We start from the raw sequence: 17,533 nt of genomic DNA on the forward strand, positions 1-17,533 counted from the left end.
GCCCCACCCCATGTCCAAACTCGATCTCGAATGGCTCGCCGTGTTCGACGAGGTCTACAAGACCGGCAACGTCACCAAGGCGGCCGAGCGGCTGGGCATGGCGCAGGCGGCGGCCAGCACGGCGCTGAACAAGCTGCGCGCGCACTTCGACGACCGCCTGTTCACCCGCACCGCGCAGGGCATGCAGCCCACGCCGCACGCCGAGCGCATCTACCCGAACCTGCGCGAGGCGCTGGCGCAGCTCGCACAGGCCCAGGGCAACCGCAGCAGCTTCGAGCCGGCGCATGCGCAGCGGCGCTTTCGCATCTGCATGACCGACATCAGCGAGGTGGTGCTGCTGCCCGGCCTGCTCGACCACCTGCGCCATGCCGCGCCGGGCGTGCACATCGAGACCGAGATCATCTCCACCCACAGCGGCCGCCGGCTGCAGGACGGCGACGTCGACCTGGCCGTGGGCTTCATGCCGCAGCTGGACGCGGGCTTCTACCAGCAGGTGCTGTTCATGCAGAACTTCGTCTGCCTGGCGGCGCAGAACCATCCGCGCATCGGCGCCAAGCTCACGCGCAAGCGCTTCGAGGAAGAGGCGCACGCGGTGGTGTCCAGCTCGGGCACGGGGCATGCCATCGTCGACACCACCATCGCGCGCCTGGGCCTGAAGCGCAACGTGGTGGTGCGGCTGTCGAGCTTTTTGAGCGTGGCGCGCATCGTGGCCCACACCGAGCTGATCGTGGTGGTGCCGCGCATCCTGGGCAACGTGCTGGCCACGCAGGAGCCGGTGAAGGTGCTGGCGCCGCCGTTCACGCTGCCGGCCTATGCGGTCAAGCAGCACTGGCACGAGCGCTTTCATGCCGATCCGGGCAACGCCTGGCTGCGCCGCACGCTGGCGCAGCTGTTCAGCGGCAGCTGAGCGCCTGCGGCAAGGCGACGGGCGGGTGCCAAAGCGCGTCCGGGCGCTCGCATAATCGCGGCTCCCCACCCACTGCCCACAGAGAAAAGGCGCGCCCCATGTCTTCCATCACCCTCCGGTTTCTGGCCGAACCCAGCACCGTCAACTTCGGCGGCAAGGTCCACGGCGGCACGGTCATGAAGTGGATCGACGAGGCCGGCTACGCCTGCGCCACCAGCTGGGCCAAGCGCTACTGCGTCACCGCCTTCATCGGCAGCATCCGCTTTCACCGGCCGATCATGATCGGCGACCTGGTCGAGGTCGAGGCTCGCCTGGCCTACACCGGCACCACCAGCATGAACATCTCGGTCGAGGTGCGCAGCGGCGACATGAAGGGCGGCGTGATGGAAAAGACGACCGAATGCCTCATCGTCTTCGTCTCGGTCGATTCGCACGGCCGGCCGCTGCCGGTGCAGCCCTTCATTCCCGGCACGCCCGGCGAGATGGCGCTGGCCGAGCGCGCCAAGTCACACCTCGATGCCAGCCGCGCCGCCGGCGGCACGCCCTGATCCTCGGCGCGGGATAGGCGGCGCGCCCTAACCACGGGGCGCGCGGGCGGCTAGAGTCATGCGATTCGATTGCATCCCAAGGAACACACCGCATGGCCACCTCCAGAGACGACAGCAGCAGCACCAGCGACGACAAGACCGACCGCATCAAGGACTCGGCCCAGCAGATCTGGCTCGCTGGCCTCGGCGCCTTCGCCAAGATGCAGCAGGAAGGCAGCAAGGCCTTCGAGGCGCTGGTCAAGGACGGCGCCGGCATGCAGAAGAAGACCCAGCAGGCCGCCGAGGAAACCCTGGCCCAGGCCCAGCAGCGCATGGCCGGCTTCGCCAGCGAGTTCGGCACCAAGGCCGCCGGCCAGTGGGGCAAGCTCGAGAACATCTTCGAAGAACGCGTGGCGCGCGCGCTCGAAAAACTCGGCGTGCCCTCGGCCGCCGACGTGGCCGCACTGCAGGCCCGCATCGAGGCGCTCGAAGCCCAGCTCAAGCAGCGCGATGCCAAGGCCGCCGCCACGGCACCTCGCAAGTCCGCCTCGCGCAAGGCCGCGCCGCCCCCCGCCGCCAAGAAGACCCTGCGCCGCACCAAGGCCGGCTGACATCGTTCTGTAATTGCGGCACTGCACAAAAATTAAGCGCCGCAAAACATGCCCCGCACCGTTCATGGTGCAGCGCACATGCGCTAGAGTGCCCCCAAGACCAAGAGAAACCACGGGGGCACCGACATGGCAAAGAAGGCGCCACGCCGCACTGCGCAACGCATCCTCGAAGCCGCATTGGATTTGTTCAACCGCTTCGGGGAACCGAACGTGTCGACCACGCTGGTGGCCGGCGAGCTGAACATCAGCCCCGGCAATCTCTACTACCACTACCCCGCCAAGGAAGAGCTGATCAACAAGCTCTACGAAGGCTACGAAGCCGAGCTCAACGAGCTGCTGCACGCCAGCGAGGGCGTGCACGACGTGGAGGACGCCTGGTTCTTCATGCACAGCCTGTTCGAGCTGATCTGGCGTTACCGTTTTCTGTACCGCGACCTCAACGACCTGCTGAGCAAGAACCGGCACCTGGAAACCCAATTCCAGCTCGTGCTCAAGAACAAGGCGCGCGCCATCCGCCAGCTGATCGCCGGCCTGAGCCGCGCCGGTCACCTGGACATCGACGCGCACGAGGTCGACACGCTGGCCCAGAGCATGGTCGTCGTGCTCACCTACTGGCTCAGCTACGAGTACGTGCGCAACCCGCGCCAGGCGCTGGAGCCTGCGCACGCGCAGGGCGCGCTGATGCGCGGCGGCCACCACACGCTGCACCTGCTCGCGCCCTACCTCGCACGCGACCAGCGCCGCCACCTGCTGGCGCTGAGCAACGCCTACAACGGCGAAAACGCCGCAGCCAGCAGCACCCCCAGCCCCGTGCCACCGACGGTCGATATGGCGGCCTAGAACATCCATGCCCCACTCCGATTTCAAACCGCTCTCGCTGCTGTCCGCCGGCCCTGCCGCGGCCACGGCCGCCGCCGGCACCGAACCCTGGACGCCCCTTCCCTATCCCGATGTGCCCCGCTACGACGCGCGCAGCCTGCTTGCGCACTGGCCGCGCCTGCACGCCGGCCACGCGCTGCCGCCGCCCGCGGCCGACGCGCCCCTAGCCGAAGGCTGGGCGCTGTACCACAGCGGCGAGTTCGAACGCGCCGCCGCTCTCGGCCTGCGGCACGGCCCCGACGGCCTGGCGCTCGCCAACCAGGCGACCGCGATCTATGCCAACTACCTGGAGCCGCGCGAGGCCGTGCGACTCGCGCTGTTCCGCCAGGTGATCGAACGCGCCGGCGCGCAGGTCGCGGCCGAGCCCGACAACTGCCAGGCGCTCTACTGGCAGGCCTACGCGCTGGGCCGCTACAGCCAGGGCATCAGCGTGGCGCGCGCGCTGGCGCAGGGCTTGGGCACCAAGCTCAAGGGCGCGCTGGAACACGTGATCGAACTGCAGCCCGAGCACGGCGACGCACACCTCGCGCTGGCCGCCTTCCACGCCGAGGTGATCGACAAGGTCGGCGCGCTGGTCGGGCGCATGACGTACGGCGTGCGCGCCGAAACCTCGATCGAGCTGTTCGAGCGCGGGCTGGCGCTGCACCCGCAGTCGGCGGCCGGGATGATGGAGTACGCGCGTGCGCTGCTGATGCTGCACGGCGAGTCGCGCACGGGCGAGGCGAACGGGTTGTATGAAAAGGCGGCGGCGCTGACGCCGGCGGATGCGCGGGAGCGGCTGGATGTGGAGCTGGCGCGGGCGGGGCTGACGGACTGAAAGGCCCAAACGCCTGCAATTGGTACCACTTGGTACCAATCCATTTAAGATGCGCGTTTTCTGACCTTCTTCCCGACCGCCATGTCCGACCTCAACGCCCAATTCGAAGCCGCCCAGGCCAACTCCAAGCTGCTGGCCGAGCGCCCTGACAACCCGACGCTGCTGAAGATCTACGGTCTGTTCAAGCAGGCGACCGAAGGCGACAACACCGCCAAGAAGCCCAGCTTCAGCGACATCGTCGCGCGCGCCAAGTGGGACGCGTGGACTGCCCAGAAGGGCGCCACGGCCGACGAGGCCAAGCAGAAGTACATCGACCTGATCGAATCCCTGCGCGCCTGAACGGCCGCGCCGGCTAGCCGACGATCCCGCGTTCCTGCAGCGCGGCGATCTGCCCGGCGCTCAGGCCGATCTCTTTCAGCACCGCCTCCGTGTCCGCCCCCAGCGCCGGCGCGTTGCGCCGGTGGCCGGCCGGCGTGAGCGACAGCTTGGGCACGAAACCCGGCACCGCGAGCGCGCTGCCGTCAGGCATCGTCACCTCCTGCAGCATGCCGCGCGCGGCGTAGTGCGGGTCGGCCGCGATGTCGGCGATGGTGTAGATGCGCCCGGCCGGCACGTGCGCCGCATCGAGCGCGGCCAGCACCTCGGTCACCGTGCGCTGCGCGGCCCAGTCGCCGATGGCGGCATCGAGCAGGTCGACCTGCGCCACGCGCCCCGTGTTGCCCGCCAGCGCCGGGTCGGCCGCGAGGTCGGGCCGGCCGATGCAGGCCATGAGCCGCTTGAAGATGCTGTCGCCGTTGCCCGCGACGATGGCGTAGCCGCCGTCCGCGCAGCGGTACGCATTGGTGGGCGCAATGCCCGGCAGCGCGCTGCCGGCCGCCTCGCGCACCGCACCGAAGGCGCCGTACTCGGGCAGCAGGCTTTCCATGCAGTTGAAGACCGCCTCGTACAGCGCGACGTCGACCACCTGGCCCCGGCCCTTCGGGAATTCGGCGCTCACGGTCGCGTGGCGGTGCTGCATGGCCATCAGCACGCCGATCACGCCGTGCAACGAGGCCAGCGTGTCGCCGATCGACACACCCACGCGCACCGGCACGCGGCCCGGCTCGCCCGTGAGGTGGCGCAACCCGCCCATGGCCTCGGCCACCACGCCGAAGCCGGGACGGTCGCGGTACGGGCCGGTCTGGCCGTAGCCGCTGATGCGCAGCATCACGAGCGCGGGGTTGGCGGCCAGCAGTTCGTCGGGGCCCAGGCCCCAGCCTTCCATCGCACCAGGGCGGAAGTTCTCGACCAGCACGTCGGCCTCGGCCGCGAGCTGGCGCACGATGGCCTGCGCCTCGGGCTCGCGCAGATCGAGCGCCAGCGAGCGCTTGTTGCGCGACTGCACCTGCCACCAGACGGAGGTGCCGTCCTTCAGCAGCCGCCAGGTGCGCAGCGGGTCGCCCGCGCCGGGCGGTTCGATCTTGACCACGTCGGCGCCGAAGTCGGCCAGCGTGCGCGCCGCGAACGGGCCGGCGATCAGTTGCCCGAGTTCGACGACCTTGAGGCCGGCCAGCGGACCCGCGGCCAGAGGGGAAAGAGAGCTTTGCGTCATGGCTTCCGAGTGTGCCGTGCCGCCCCGGAGGTCGGGTCGGGCCGGGAAAACACCTATGAAATCTTGACATGGCCCGACCTGACCTTTTTGCACTGCAGCAATTGCGCTCAGCCACGCGCCTTCCCCCGAGGAGAAAGGGGTTTGCTGCAGCGCAATGAAGCCCACCACTCCGTGCCATCGGGCAGAACCGAAGCTCAAGAAAGTATCAATTCCGCACACCAACGCTGGTTGTTGGTGTCCTGAGCGATTCGTACAGTCCGCCTCACTCCCACCGAGCCACACCTACACAGAGACAACCCAGCCATGCAACCCGATCTGGAAATCGTCGAAGTCCACGGGGACGAATCGTTCACCGCCTGGGCGCACGGCTATCCGTATCGCACGGTGCGCTGGCACTTCCACCCCGAGTACGAGATCCAGCTGATCGTCGAGACCCAGGGCGTGTATTTCGTGGGCGACCATGTCGGCCACTTCGAGCCGGGCAACCTCGTGTTGATGGGCCCCGACCTGCCGCACAACTGGATCAGCGACGTGCCCGCCGGCCAGAGCGTCGAGCGCCGCGGCATCGTGATCCAGTTCCCGGCCGCGCTGGTGCGCAACGTGGCAGGCACCTTTCCCGAGTTCCGGCACATCGAGCCGCTACTGGCCGAATCGGCCTCCGGTCTGCTCTTTTCTGCCAAGACCGCCGCCGCCGCCAAGCCGCTCATGGAGTCGCTGCTCGAAGCCAGCGGCATGCGCCGCGTGGTGCTGCTGCTGTCGCTGTTCGAGCTGCTGGTGGCCAGCGACGACCGCCAGCGGCTGGCCAGCCCCGCGTTCACGCCCGACCCCAAGGCCTTCATGTCGCACGCGATCAACAACGTGCTGGCGCACATTGCCGCCAACCTCGGCGACGAGCTGCGCGAGCCGATGCTGGCCGAGCTGGTGGGCCAGAGCCCGAGCGCGTTCTCGCGCTCGTTCCGCAAGCACACCGGGCAGTCGTTCGTGCGCTACGTGAACCGGCTGCGCATCGGCCGCGCCTGCGAACTGCTGGCCAACAGCGACAAGCCCGTGCTCGACGTCTGCATGGACGTGGGCTTCAACAACGTGTCGAACTTCAACCGGCAGTTCCTGCTGCACAAGCGCATGCCGCCGACCAAGTTCCGCCACTTCCATCGCATGCAGCTCGCTGCATCGCGCGCCGCCAACAGCCCGCCGTAGCGCGCACCCGCCCCGTGTTCCCCGCGTCGTTCCTGGCGCGGCGCATTCCGCGCCGCGCGGGGCGGCCCTTTGCCCGCGTTTTTTTGCCGACTGTCACACCACCAACTCAAGGAGACAACCCCATGAAGAGCCTTCTCAAAGCCACCGCCCTCGTCGCCGCCCTCGCCTGCGGCACCACCGCCGCACTGGCACAGGCGCCCAAGCAGCCGCTGCGCATCGGCATGACCTTCCAGGAACTGAACAACCCCTACTTCGTGACGATGAAGCAGGCACTGGAAGAAGCCGCCGCCAGCATCGGCGCCACCGTGGTCACCACCGATGCGCGCCACGACGTGGCCAAGCAGATCGGCGACGTGGAAGACATGATCCAGAAGAAGATCGACATCCTGCTGCTGAACCCGACCGACTCGGCCGGCGTGCAGTCGGCGGTGCGCTCGGCCAAGAAGGCCGGCGTGATCGTGGTGGCGGTCGATGCGAACGCGCAGGGCCCGGTCGATTCGTTCGTGGGTTCCAAGAACCTCGACGCGGGCCGCCTGGCCTGCGAGTACCTCGCGAAGAGCATCGGCGAAAAAGGCGACGTGGCCATCCTCGACGGCATTCCGGTCGTGCCGATCCTGGAGCGCGTGAAGGGCTGCCGCGAAGCGCTGGCCAAGTACCCCGGCATCAAGGTCGTGAGCACGCAGAACGGCAAGCAGGAGCGCGCCACCGCGCTCACCGTCACCGAGAACATCCTGCAGGCGAACAAGAACCTCAAGGGCGTGTTCAGCGTGAACGACGGCGGCTCGATGGGCGCACTCGCCGCCATCGAAGCCAGCGGCAAGGACGTGAAGCTCACCAGCGTGGACGGCGCGCCCGAGGCCATCAAGGCGATGCAGAAGGCAGGCTCGAAGTTCATCGCGACCACCGCACAGTACCCGCGCGACCAGATCCGCCTGGCCATCGGCATCGCACTCGCGAAGAAGTGGGGCGCCAACGTGCCCGCGGCCGTGCCGGTCGACGTGAAGCTCATCGACGCCGAAGGCGCCAAGACCTTCAGCTGGTAAGCCGCCGGACGCGCCGCCCGTGACCACCACGTACGAATCACCCCGGGAGATGCTGCGGCTCGAGGGCGTGTCCAAGCGCTTCCCGGGCGTGAAGGCCCTGTCGAACATCGACCTCTCGGTGCGCCAGGGCGAGGTGCACGCGCTGCTCGGCGAGAACGGCGCGGGCAAGTCGACGCTGATGAAGATCCTCGGCGGCATCCATCAGGCCGACGAGGGCCGCATCGTCATCGACGGCACCGAGTGCCGCTTCGCGGGCTATGGCGACGCCATCGCGGCCGGCATCGGCATCATCTTCCAGGAGTTCAGCCTGGTGCCGTACCTGAACGCGGTGGAGAACATCTTTCTCGGCCGCTACCGCACGAACCGCCTCGGCCTGATGGACAAGGCCGCCATGGCGCGCGAGGCCCGCGCGCTGTTCGACGAGCTGGGCGTGCAGGTCGACCTCGATGTGCCCATCTGCCAGCTCTCGGTGGCGCAGCAGCAGTTCGTCGAGATCGGCAAGGCGCTGTCGCTCCACGCGCGGCTGCTGGTGCTCGACGAGCCCACCGCCACCCTCACACCGAACGAGGCGGAGCACCTGTTCAAGGTGATGCGTGCGCTGCGCGCCAAGGGCGTGGCGATGATCTTCATCTCGCACCACCTCGACGAGATCTTCGAAGTGTGCGACCGCATCAGCGTGCTGCGCGATGGCGCCAACGCCGGGCATGCCGACGTGGCTGCCACGACCGTCGACGCGCTGGTCGAGATGATGGTGGGCCGGCGCATCGAGCAGAGCTTTCCACCCAAGCCGCAACCGACACCGCACGCACGCAAGGTGCTCGAAGTGCCCGACATCCAGCTCGTGAAGGACGGCCCCGTGAACCGCTTCGACCTGCACGCAGGCGAGATCCTCGGCTTCGCAGGGCTGGTCGGGTCGGGGCGCACCGAACTCGCGCTGGGCATGATGGGCGCCGACCGCACGCACCGCAAGACAGTGCTGCGCAACGGCCAGCCCGTGCGCCTGAACGACCCGACCCAGGCGCTCGCGCACGGCATCGGCCTGCTGCCCGAAAGCCGCAAGGTCGAAGGGCTGATCACCGACTTCACGATCCGCTTCAACATATCCCTGAACAACCTCGGGCGGCACCGGCGCGCGGGCGTGGTCGACACGGCGTCTGAAAAACGCTCCGCCGACGCGCTCTCGCGCCGCGTGGGCGTGAAGGCGCCGGGCATCGACACCCGCGTGGCCACGCTGTCTGGCGGCAACCAGCAGAAGGTGGTGATCGCGCGCTGGCTCGGCCACGACTGCGACGTGCTGATCTTCGACGAGCCCACGCGTGGCATCGACGTGGGCGCCAAGGCCGAGATCTACCAGCTGATGCGCGAACTCACGCGCCAGGGCAAATCCATTTTGATGATCTCGAGCGAGCTGCCCGAGATCGTCGGCCTGTGCGACCGCGTGGCGGTGTTCTCGGGCGGCGCCATCGTGGCCACGCTCACGGGCGACGCGATCAACGCGGGCGAAATCATGCGCCACGCGACGTCTTCCTCCCCGCCCTTCCCTCCCTTCCCTCCCTTCCCGCTCTTCCCTCTTCCTCCGGGAGCCCCTCATGACTGCCACCGCCACCCATCCCACGCCGCCGGCACCTGCGGGCGGGTTCTTCACGCAGCTGCGCCGCTCCACGGCCTTCCTGCCGCTGGTCGGGCTCATCGCCATCTCGGTCTTCATGATCGTGGCGACCGACAACTTTCTCTCGGTGAGCAACCTGCAGAACATCGCGCTGCAGTCGTCCATCAACGCGATCATCGCGGTCGGCATGACGGCCGCGATCCTCACGGGCGGCATCGATCTCTCGGTGGGCGCGGTGGTGGCGCTGTCGGGCACGCTGGCCTCGGGACTGATGGTGCACTTCGGACTGCCGCCGGTGCTCGCCGTGCCGCTCGGGCTCGGCGTGGGCGCGGTGATCGGCCTGTTCAACGGCTACTGCGTGGCCTACCTGCGCATGCCGCCGATCATTGTGACGCTCGCCACCATGGGCATCGCGCGCGGCATCGCGTTGATCTACACCGGCGGCTACCCGATCGACGGCCTGCCCGAGTCGTTCGCGTTCCTCGGCAGCGGCACGCTCGCGGGCCTGAAGGTGCCGATCCTCATCATGCTGGCGACCTACCTCGTGGCCTACGTGCTGCTCAACATGGCGCCCTTCGGCCGCTATGTGTATGCCATCGGCGGCAACGAGGAAGCCACGCGGCTCTCGGGCGTGCGCGTGTCGCGCTACAAGCTGCTGGTGTATGTGCTCAGCGGCCTCACGGCTGCTGTCGCGGGCATCGTGCAGGCCGCGCGCGTCACCAGCGGCCAGCCCGGCGTGGGTGTGGGCTTCGAGCTCGACGCCATCGCGGCAGTGGTGATGGGCGGCACGTCCATCGCCGGTGGCCGCGGCGCCATCGTCGGCACGCTGGTCGGTGCGCTGTTGCTGGCGGTGCTCAACAACGGTCTCAACATGATCGGCGTGTCGCCGTACCTGCAACTGATCATCAAGGGCGGCATCGTCCTGCTCGCCATCTTCATCAGCCGCGAAGCCAAGCGCTGACGCCTTCCTCTCTTGCTCCTTCCCCTCCCGGGGGAAGGCTGGGATGGGGGCAGGCAGAGCGTGCCCAGTGGTGACGCCGCTTGCCCCCACCCCGGCCCTCCCCAGAGGGAGGGAGAAAAACCGAAACCCAACCCCAACGACCTCTCTGAACACAAGGAACCCATGTCTTATCAAAAGCTCCAGCCAGGCACATCGGGCCTCGCCGCCATGCAAGCCGTCGTCTGCCACGGCCCCAAGGACTACCGGCTCGAAACCGTCGCGATGCCCGCGATCGGCCCGAACGAACTGCTCATTTCCATCGCGGCCTGCGGCATCTGCGCCTCCGACTGCAAGTGCCACTCGGGCGCGAAGATGTTCTGGGGCGGCGACGGCCAGCCGTCGTGGGTCAAGCCGCCGGTCATTCCGGGCCATGAGTTCTTCGGCTATGTCGAAGCACTCGGCGAAGGCGCGGCCGAGCACTTCGGCGTGGAGAAGGGCGACCGCGTGATCGCCGAGCAGATCGTGCCCTGCGGCAAGTGCCGCTTCTGCAGCACCGGCAAATACTGGATGTGCGAAGTGCACAACATCTTCGGCTTCCAGCGCGTCGTGGCCGATGGTGGCATGGCCGACTACATGCGTCTGCCATCCACATCGCGCGTGCACAAGATCCCCGACGGCATCTCGCTGGAAGACGCAGCCATCATCGAACCGCTGTCGTGCGCGATCCACACCGTGAACCGCGGCGATGTGCAGCTCGACGACGTGGTCGTGATCGCCGGCGCCGGCCCGCTCGGATTGATGATGACGCAGGTGGCGGCACTCAAGACACCGAAGAAGCTGATCGTGATCGACCTCGTTCCGGAACGCCTCGCGCTCGCCAAGCAATACGGCGCCGACGTGGTCATCAACCCGAAGACCGAGAACGCCGACGCCATCGTCAAGGGCCTCACCGAAGGCTACGGCTGCGACGTGTACATCGAAACCACCGGCGCGCCCATCGGCGTGACGCAGGGCCTGGAGATGATCCGCCGGCTCGGCCGCTTCGTCGAGTTCAGCGTGTTCGGTTCGGAGACCAGTGCCGACTGGTCGATCATCGGCGACCGCAAGGAACTCGACGTGCGCGGCGCGCACCTGGGCCCCTACTGCTACCCGATCGCCATCGACCTGCTGGCGCGCGGCCTCGTCACATCGAAGGGCATCGTGACGCACGACTTCCCGCTGACCGAGTGGGAGCGCGCCTTCGCACTCGCCAACTCGCTCGATTCGATCAAGGTGCTGCTCAAGCCCGAGCCCCGCGCCCTCGGCGCCGCGTCATGAAATACGTCATCGGCGTCGACATCGGCACGCAGAGCACCAAGTGCCTGCTGGTCGGCATCGACGGCAAGGTGCATGCGCAGGCCAGCGTGGCCTACCAGCCCGAAACGCCGAAGCCGCTGTGGGCGCAGCAGGACTGCGAGGTCTGGTTCCACGCCGTGTGCGAGAGCGTGCGCGCCTGCGTGGCGCAAGGCGGCGTCGCAGCCATCGACATTGCCGCGATGTGCGTGAGCAGCCTCTACGGCGGCGCGGGCATCCCGGTCGATGCCGCCATGCGCCCGCTGCACCCCTGCCTCATCTGGATGGACCGCCGCGCCACCGCCGAGGTCGATGCGGTGAACGCCACGGTCGACGTGGCGCGGCTGCAGGCCATCACGGGCAACGGCGTCGACAGCTACTACGGCTTCACCAAGATGCTGTGGCTGCGCGAGCACCGGCCCGAGGTGTGGGCGAAGACGCACCACTTCCTGCCGCCCAACAGCTACGTCAACTGGCGGCTGACGGGCCAGCTCGCCGTCGATCACAGCTCGGCCGGCAACATCGGCGGCGTGTACGACGCGGCGCGGCGGCGCTGGTCGGCGCAGGCGCTCGACATGCTCGGCATCCCCGCGCGCATGATGCCGCCGCGGCTCGTCGAATCGAGCGAGGTCGTGGGTCGCCTGACTGCAGAGTGGGCCGCGCAGTTGGGCCTGCGCGAAGGCATGCCGCTGATGGCCGGCGGCGTCGATGCGGCGGTGGCCACCTTCTGCGCGGGCGTCACCGGCAGCGGCGACCATGTCGCGATGATCGGCACCAGCATGTGCTGGGGCTTCGTGAGCCCGACGGTGGACGCGCGCCACCAGCTCATCACCATGCCGCACGTCTACCGCGGCGCCGACCGCAGCTACGTGTTCGGCGGCGCGATCACGGCCGGCGCGGCCGTCACCTGGTTTCGCGAGGCCTTCTGCCAGGCAGAGATGGCCGAGGCCGCACGCACCGGCGAAGACGCACATGCGCTGATCGAGCGCAAGGCCGTCGATGTGCCGCCCGGCGCCGACGGCCTCGTCTTCCTGCCCTACCTGATGGGCGAGCGCAGCCCCATCTGGGACGCGCAGGCCAAGGGCGCCTTCATCGGCCTCTCGCTCGCCCACAGCCGCGCGCACCTGTACCGCGCCGTGCTCGAAGGCGTGAGCTTCGCGCTGCAGCACAACATCGAAGCCGGCCGGCGCAGCGGCCAACCGCTGGACGACCGCCTCATCGTCGTCGGCGGCGCCGCGCATTCGGACCTGTGGATGCAGATCGTGGCGGACGTCACCGGCTACCGCGTGTTCACGATCGAGGAAGAGGTCGAGGCGGCCCTGGGTGCGGCGATGCTCGCGGCGCTCGGTGCCGGGCTGGTCGATGCGGCCACTGCGGAGCGCGGCTGGGTCACGCTCGTGGAACGCGCGCGACCCGAGCCTGCGGCGCAGGCGGTGTACCGCGAGCGCTTCGAGATCTACACGTCGCTGTACCCGGCGTTGCGTGATGCGATGCATCGGCTGGGATGACGCACGCGCTGTCCGGGGCGACGCTCCCGCCGACGGGGAGCCTTGCTCCGCGAATGTCCTCCGGCCTGCGGCCTCCCCCTTGATTTCGCTGCGCAAGGCACCCCATCGACGCGAGCGTCTTCAGAGCAGTCGTTGATCGAGCCAGTACAACGACCGCGCTCGGTGTGCGCAGGGCACTGGGTGCTTCCCGCAGCGAAATCAAGGAGGAGCGAAGCGGGGGACATTCGCGGAGGGAAGTACCCGGTGGCCTGTGCACACGCCCTGAATCCCCAACATCCGATAGAGCAACCAACATGACACCCACCTTCGACTTCTCAGGAAAGCGCGCCCTCGTGACTGGCGCCAGCAGCGGCATCGGCCGCGCAGTCGCAGCGCAGCTCGCGCAGTCAGGCGCCACAGTCATCGCCGTTGGTCGCAACGCCGCCGCGCTGGAAGCATTGCAAAAGGAGTCGGGTTGCCAGCCCTTGGCACTCGACGTAGCCGACGTCCCCGCACTGGAAAAAGCGCTTGCCCCGTTGCCCGCCTTCGACCTGGTGGTGAACTGCGCCGGCACCACACGCATCGAGCGCGCCACTGATCTGCAGGCCGAGAGCTTCGATGCCGTGATGGCCGTCAACGCACGCGCCGCGGCGATCGTGGCCGCGCGCTGCGGCCGGGCCATGATCGCGGCCGGCGTGCGCGGCAGCATCGTCAATGTGTCGAGCCAGGCCTCGCTGGTCGCGCTCGACGCGCACCTTTGCTACAGCGCCTCGAAGGCGGCCATGGACGCCATCACGCGTGCGCTGTGCCTCGAATTCGGACCGCACGGCATCCGCGTGAACAGCGTGAACCCGACCGTCACGCTCACGCCGATGGCCGAGCAGGCGTGGTCCGACCCGGCCAAGAGCGCGTCGGTGCTTCAGAACATTCCGTTGAGGCGCTTCGCGCAGGTCGCGGAAGTGGTCGCGCCGATCCTGTTCCTGCTGTCGGACGGCGCGTCGATGGTCAGCGGCGTGGCGCTGCCGATCGACGGCGGCTACACCATCGCCTGAAGAAAAAACCCGGGCAGGTCAGGCGAAGCGGCTGCCGCCCTGCGGCGCTTCGAGCAGCGCATCGAGATTGCGCGCGATCTTCTGCTCGATCTGGTCGCTGAAGCTGCTGAACAGGAACCCCAGCGTCGCTTCGAGCCGGAAGGTGTCGGCCGTGACCTCCACCGTGCCGTCGATGCCCGCGCGGCTGAACTGGGCCACGTCGCAGTCGGCGCCCTCGGTGTAGGTGCACTCGAGACCGTAGTCCTGCTCGACCTGATGCACCCATTGGCGCGCGACTTCGCGGGCGCCGGCAATGCCCAGCGTGTGGTTGCGTTCGATTTGGATGTCAGGCACCGTGGTCTCCGTTGTCGTCGTGTGTGCGGCCTTGGCGCGCGTGGGTGTGCAGGATACCCGTGGCGGCCTGCAACGCAGTGCGGCGCTCTTCCGTGGTGGGCAGCGCGGCAATGCGCCGCACCGCAGTGTAAAAGCGCGGCCAGTCGCGGCCCTCGCGTTCGAACAGGGCCTCGAAGCTCGGCACCAGGTCGTCGTACGCGCCCTGCGCACCGAAGGCCGCATTGTTGGCGCGTGCCACCCAGCCGTCGTAGGCGTTCTGGCGCGGGCCGGTCCAGCCCGTCTTCAGCGCGGCATAGCGCTCGCGGAAGTCGGCCATGGCGGCCTGCTTCTGCGCTTCGACCTTCGTCCAGTCTTTGGCCTTGGCTTCGGGCGATTCGTACACCTGCGTGAGCGCGCGGCGCGTGTTGAGCGCGAGCGCGCGAAAGTCCTGCCGCTGCGCATTGAACTGCGCGTACTCGGCGCGCGCCGCCTCGCCGGCTTCGCGCTGCAGCCACATCGCGCCGCCGATGCGCTCGACGGCCGTGGCGTACGACTCGTTGAACACCGTGTCGCCCGACACATAGAGCACCTGGTGCGCCAGCTCGTGGAACACGAGGCGCGCCAGCTCGCCCTCGGGGTAGCCGATGAAGGTGGACAGCAGCGGATCGCCGCCGGCCCAGTTCATCCAGCCCAACGTGGAGTAGGCCGGCACGGGGTACACGGCCACTTCGAGGCCGTTGGTCTTCTGCGCCTCGGCCTCGGTCTTGGCGGCAGCCTCGTCGTAATAGCCGCGATAACCGACGCAGCCCGCGACCGGGAAGCACCAGCTCTTCAGCGTGAGCGAGTACGGCGGCGCGGCCACCACGTTCCACACGGCAGCGGGGCGGTGCAGGTCGGCGTACGAGGTGTAGCTGGCGTTGTCGGGCAGGCCGAGTTCGCTCGACGCGAAGCGGCGGATGCGCTGCGCGAGTTCGAGTTTGGCCTTGAGCGGCGCCCCCACGGCCGGGTCGGCCAGCCATTCGGGCACGGGCTTGGCCGCGCGCAGGATGTCGAGGTGACCGTTGGCCGATTGCCAGTAGTAGCCGAGGTCGGCGCAGCCGCTCAAGAACATCGCGCCGGCCAGCGCCAGCGCAGGTGCGCGCAGCCGCCGCATCACGCCTTTTCGACCTGCACCAGGCAGTCGTAGAAGGTCGGGCCGCGGCCGATGTCGGTCAGGCGCTGGCTGGTCAGCTCGTTGACGTTGGTGCCGTCCATGCCGAGCTTGCGCCACCAGATGCCCATGCCATGCACCACGCCGCGGCGCGCGCGGCGCGACACCTCGGCGCGGCAGCGGTGCTCGCCACGCTGGTTGAACACGCGCACCGTGGCACCGTCCTCGATGCCGCGCGCGGCGGCGTCGTCGGCATGGATCTCGAGCAGCGGCTCGACCTCGATGGCGCGCAGGCTGATCACGTTGACGAAGGTCGAGTTGAGGAAATTGCGCGCCGGTGGCGAGATCATCGCCAGCGGGAATTCGGTCGAGCTGCCGGCCGGTTCCCAGTTGGGCACGTGGTCGGGCAGGCCGTCGATGCCCGTGGCCTGCAGGCGCTCGCTGAAAAACTCGCAGCGGCCCGAGGGCGTGGGGAACTTGCCTTCGGCGAACGGCGCCTCGGCCAACTTCAGGCTGGTGAAGCCCTGCGCGCGCAGCTGGTCGAAGTCGATCGTGTTCTCGGCGAAGGCGGTGCGGCACAGCGACTCGTCGCTCTCGGCAAAGCAGGGCTCGTCGAAGCCCATTCGGCGCGCCAGCTCGCGGAACACCCAGGCGTTGCTGCGGGCCTCGCCGCGCGGCGCAACGGCCGGCTGGTTCAGCAGCACGTCGGTGTGGCCGTAGCTGCAGTGGATGTCCCAGTGCTCGAGCTGTGTGGTGGCGGGCAGCAGGTAGTCGGCGTAGTCGGCGGTGTCGGTGCGGAACTGCTCCAGCACCACGGTGAACAGGTCTTCGCGCGCAAAGCCCGCCACCACCTTGGCCGACTCGGGCGCCACCGCCACGGGGTTGCTGTTGTAGACCACGACGGCCTTCACGGGCTTCGCCGTGTCGAGCAGCGCATCGCCGATGGTGCTCATGTTGATGGTGCGCGGCTTGCGCCCGGCCAGCAGGTCGGGGCGCTGCAGCGCGGCGCGGTCGACCGGGTAGTGGCCCGAGCTGCTGAGCAGCAGGCCGCCCGCGCGGTCGCGCCAGGCGCCGACCAGCGACGGCAGGCAGGCGATGGCGCGTGCCGCGTTGCCGCCGCCGCGCACGCGCTGCATGCCGTAGTTCAGGCGGATCGCGGCCGGCTTCGTCGTGCCGTAGGCCTGGGCCAGCGCGACGATCTGCGCTTCGGGAATGCCGCAGACTTCGGCCGCACGTGACGGCGGCCACTGCAGCGCGCGCTCGCGCAGCTGCTCCCAGCCGAGCGTGTGGTTCGCGATGTACTCGTGGTCGAGCCAGTCGTGCACGATGAGTTCGTGCATGAGCGCCAAGGCCAGCGCGGCGTCGGTGCCGGGCAGCAGCGCGATGTGCTCGTCGCACTTGTCGGCGGTTTCGGTCTTGCGCGGGTCGATGCACACCAGCCGCGCGCCGGCGCGCTTGGCGGCCTGGGCGTGGCGCCAGAAGTGCAGGTTGCTCGCGATGGAGTTGCTGCCCCAGATCAGGATGAGCTTGGCCTCGGCAAAGAACTCGATCCGCATGCCGACCTTGGCGCCGAGCGTGTAGACCATCGCTTCGCCGCCCGCCATCGAGCAGATGGTGCGGTCCAGCAGCGAGGCGCCGAGCTTGTGGAAGAAGCGCCGGTCCATCGACTCGCCCTGCACGAGGCCCATGGTGCCCGCATAGCTGTAAGGGAGAATTGCTTCCGGTTCGGCCTGCAAACCCCGAAGATGCGCGGCGATGTCGTCCAATGCGGCGTCCCACGAGACCGGCTCGAAATGGCCGCTGCCCTTGGGGCCGACGCGTTTGAGGGGCTGCACCAGCCGCTCGGCATGGTCATTGCGTTCGATGTAGCGGGACACCTTGGTGCACAGCACGCCCCCGGTGTGCGAGTGGGCGGGGTTGCCCTGCAGCTTCACCGCCACGCCGTCCTTGACGGTGGTGACGAGCGCGCAGGTGTCGGGACAATCGTGCGGGCAGGCGCCGAGCACCGTGGAGGGTGCGGAGGCGTCGGGCGTGTCGAGGAGGGAATCCGTTGCGTGGGCCATCGGACAAGTCTAAATT

Annotated in this window: 16 protein-coding genes and 1 pseudogene; 13 read left to right on the forward strand and 4 right to left on the reverse strand. The window is 68.6% G+C overall.

What is annotated here, in order from left to right:
• Positions 1-10 precede the first annotated feature (10 nt).
• The 6 genes from GFK26_RS05195 (at position 11) to GFK26_RS05220 (ending at position 4,080) form a co-directional block, all read left to right on the forward strand.
• A complete protein-coding gene (locus GFK26_RS05195) occupies positions 11-907 on the forward strand; it encodes a LysR family transcriptional regulator (RefSeq protein ID WP_099794666.1) in 897 nt (298 codons plus the stop codon).
• Between the two features lie 98 nt (positions 908-1,005).
• Positions 1,006-1,455, forward strand: coding sequence for an acyl-CoA thioesterase (locus GFK26_RS05200; RefSeq protein WP_099794665.1), 450 nt, complete (start codon positions 1,006-1,008; stop codon positions 1,453-1,455).
• 92 nt (positions 1,456-1,547) lie between these two features.
• Positions 1,548-2,045, forward strand: a complete 498-nt coding sequence (locus GFK26_RS05205; protein WP_153281070.1) for a phasin family protein — start codon at positions 1,548-1,550, stop codon at positions 2,043-2,045.
• A 126-nt stretch (positions 2,046-2,171) separates the two neighbouring features.
• Entirely contained in the window at positions 2,172-2,885 is a 714-nt protein-coding gene (locus GFK26_RS05210) for a TetR/AcrR family transcriptional regulator (protein ID WP_153281071.1), read from the forward strand.
• 7 nt (positions 2,886-2,892) lie between these two features.
• Entirely contained in the window at positions 2,893-3,741 is an 849-nt protein-coding gene (locus tag GFK26_RS05215) for a hypothetical protein (protein WP_194274031.1), read from the forward strand.
• 81 nt (positions 3,742-3,822) lie between these two features.
• Positions 3,823-4,080: an acyl-CoA-binding protein gene (locus tag GFK26_RS05220; RefSeq protein WP_153281072.1), complete on the forward strand. Its 258-nt coding sequence runs from the start codon at positions 3,823-3,825 to the stop codon at positions 4,078-4,080.
• A gap of 13 nt (positions 4,081-4,093) precedes the next feature.
• On the opposite strand, the gene GFK26_RS05225 is transcribed toward GFK26_RS05220, so the two are convergent.
• Positions 4,094-5,332 carry a CaiB/BaiF CoA transferase family protein gene (locus GFK26_RS05225; protein ID WP_153281073.1) on the reverse strand — a complete coding sequence of 413 codons (1,239 nt, stop codon included), beginning with the start codon at positions 5,330-5,332 and terminating at the stop codon, positions 4,094-4,096.
• 303 nt (positions 5,333-5,635) lie between these two features.
• Between GFK26_RS05225 and GFK26_RS05230 the strand changes: the two genes are divergently transcribed.
• The 7 genes and pseudogenes from GFK26_RS05230 (at position 5,636) to GFK26_RS05260 (ending at position 13,992) form a co-directional block, all read left to right on the forward strand.
• Complete coding sequence (locus GFK26_RS05230; RefSeq protein ID WP_153281074.1) at positions 5,636-6,529, forward strand: helix-turn-helix domain-containing protein; 894 nt, start codon at positions 5,636-5,638, stop codon at positions 6,527-6,529.
• 122 nt (positions 6,530-6,651) lie between these two features.
• Entirely contained in the window at positions 6,652-7,572 is a 921-nt protein-coding gene (locus tag GFK26_RS05235; RefSeq protein WP_153281075.1) for an ABC transporter substrate-binding protein, read from the forward strand.
• A gap of 49 nt (positions 7,573-7,621) precedes the next feature.
• Positions 7,622-9,103, forward strand: a pseudogene (locus GFK26_RS05240) (sugar ABC transporter ATP-binding protein); the annotation flags it as partial.
• Between the two features lie 58 nt (positions 9,104-9,161).
• Entirely contained in the window at positions 9,162-10,142 is a 981-nt protein-coding gene (locus GFK26_RS05245; protein WP_153281076.1) for an ABC transporter permease, read from the forward strand.
• A 162-nt stretch (positions 10,143-10,304) separates the two neighbouring features.
• Positions 10,305-11,438 (forward strand): alcohol dehydrogenase catalytic domain-containing protein, encoded by a 1,134-nt coding sequence (locus GFK26_RS05250; RefSeq protein ID WP_153281077.1) that lies wholly within the window; start codon positions 10,305-10,307, stop codon positions 11,436-11,438.
• Positions 11,435-12,961 carry an FGGY-family carbohydrate kinase gene (locus GFK26_RS05255; RefSeq protein ID WP_153281078.1) on the forward strand — a complete coding sequence of 509 codons (1,527 nt, stop codon included), beginning with the start codon at positions 11,435-11,437 and terminating at the stop codon, positions 12,959-12,961. Before GFK26_RS05250 ends, GFK26_RS05255 begins: the two co-directional genes overlap by 4 nt.
• Positions 12,962-13,254: 293 nt before the next feature.
• On the forward strand, positions 13,255-13,992 hold the full coding sequence (locus tag GFK26_RS05260; RefSeq protein WP_153281079.1) for an SDR family oxidoreductase: 738 nt from the start codon (positions 13,255-13,257) through the stop codon (positions 13,990-13,992).
• A gap of 18 nt (positions 13,993-14,010) precedes the next feature.
• Here the strand turns inward: GFK26_RS05260 and GFK26_RS05265 are convergent, their stop codons facing one another.
• From GFK26_RS05265 to GFK26_RS05275, 3 genes are read right to left on the reverse strand one after another with little or no spacing between them, the layout of a single operon-like run.
• Positions 14,011-14,325 carry a polyhydroxyalkanoic acid system family protein gene (locus GFK26_RS05265; protein ID WP_153281080.1) on the reverse strand — a complete coding sequence of 105 codons (315 nt, stop codon included), beginning with the start codon at positions 14,323-14,325 and terminating at the stop codon, positions 14,011-14,013.
• Positions 14,318-15,457 (reverse strand): aminopeptidase, encoded by a 1,140-nt coding sequence (locus GFK26_RS05270; RefSeq protein ID WP_153281081.1) that lies wholly within the window; start codon positions 15,455-15,457, stop codon positions 14,318-14,320. The genes GFK26_RS05265 and GFK26_RS05270 overlap by 8 nt, the downstream gene beginning before the upstream one ends.
• Positions 15,457-17,517 carry a molybdopterin-containing oxidoreductase family protein gene (locus tag GFK26_RS05275; RefSeq protein WP_153281082.1) on the reverse strand — a complete coding sequence of 687 codons (2,061 nt, stop codon included), beginning with the start codon at positions 17,515-17,517 and terminating at the stop codon, positions 15,457-15,459. The genes GFK26_RS05270 and GFK26_RS05275 overlap by 1 nt, the downstream gene beginning before the upstream one ends.
• Positions 17,518-17,533 lie beyond the last annotated feature (16 nt).

Source organism: Variovorax paradoxus (assembly GCF_009498455.1).
Taxonomy (GTDB): Bacteria; Pseudomonadota; Gammaproteobacteria; order Burkholderiales; family Burkholderiaceae_C; genus Variovorax; species Variovorax paradoxus_H.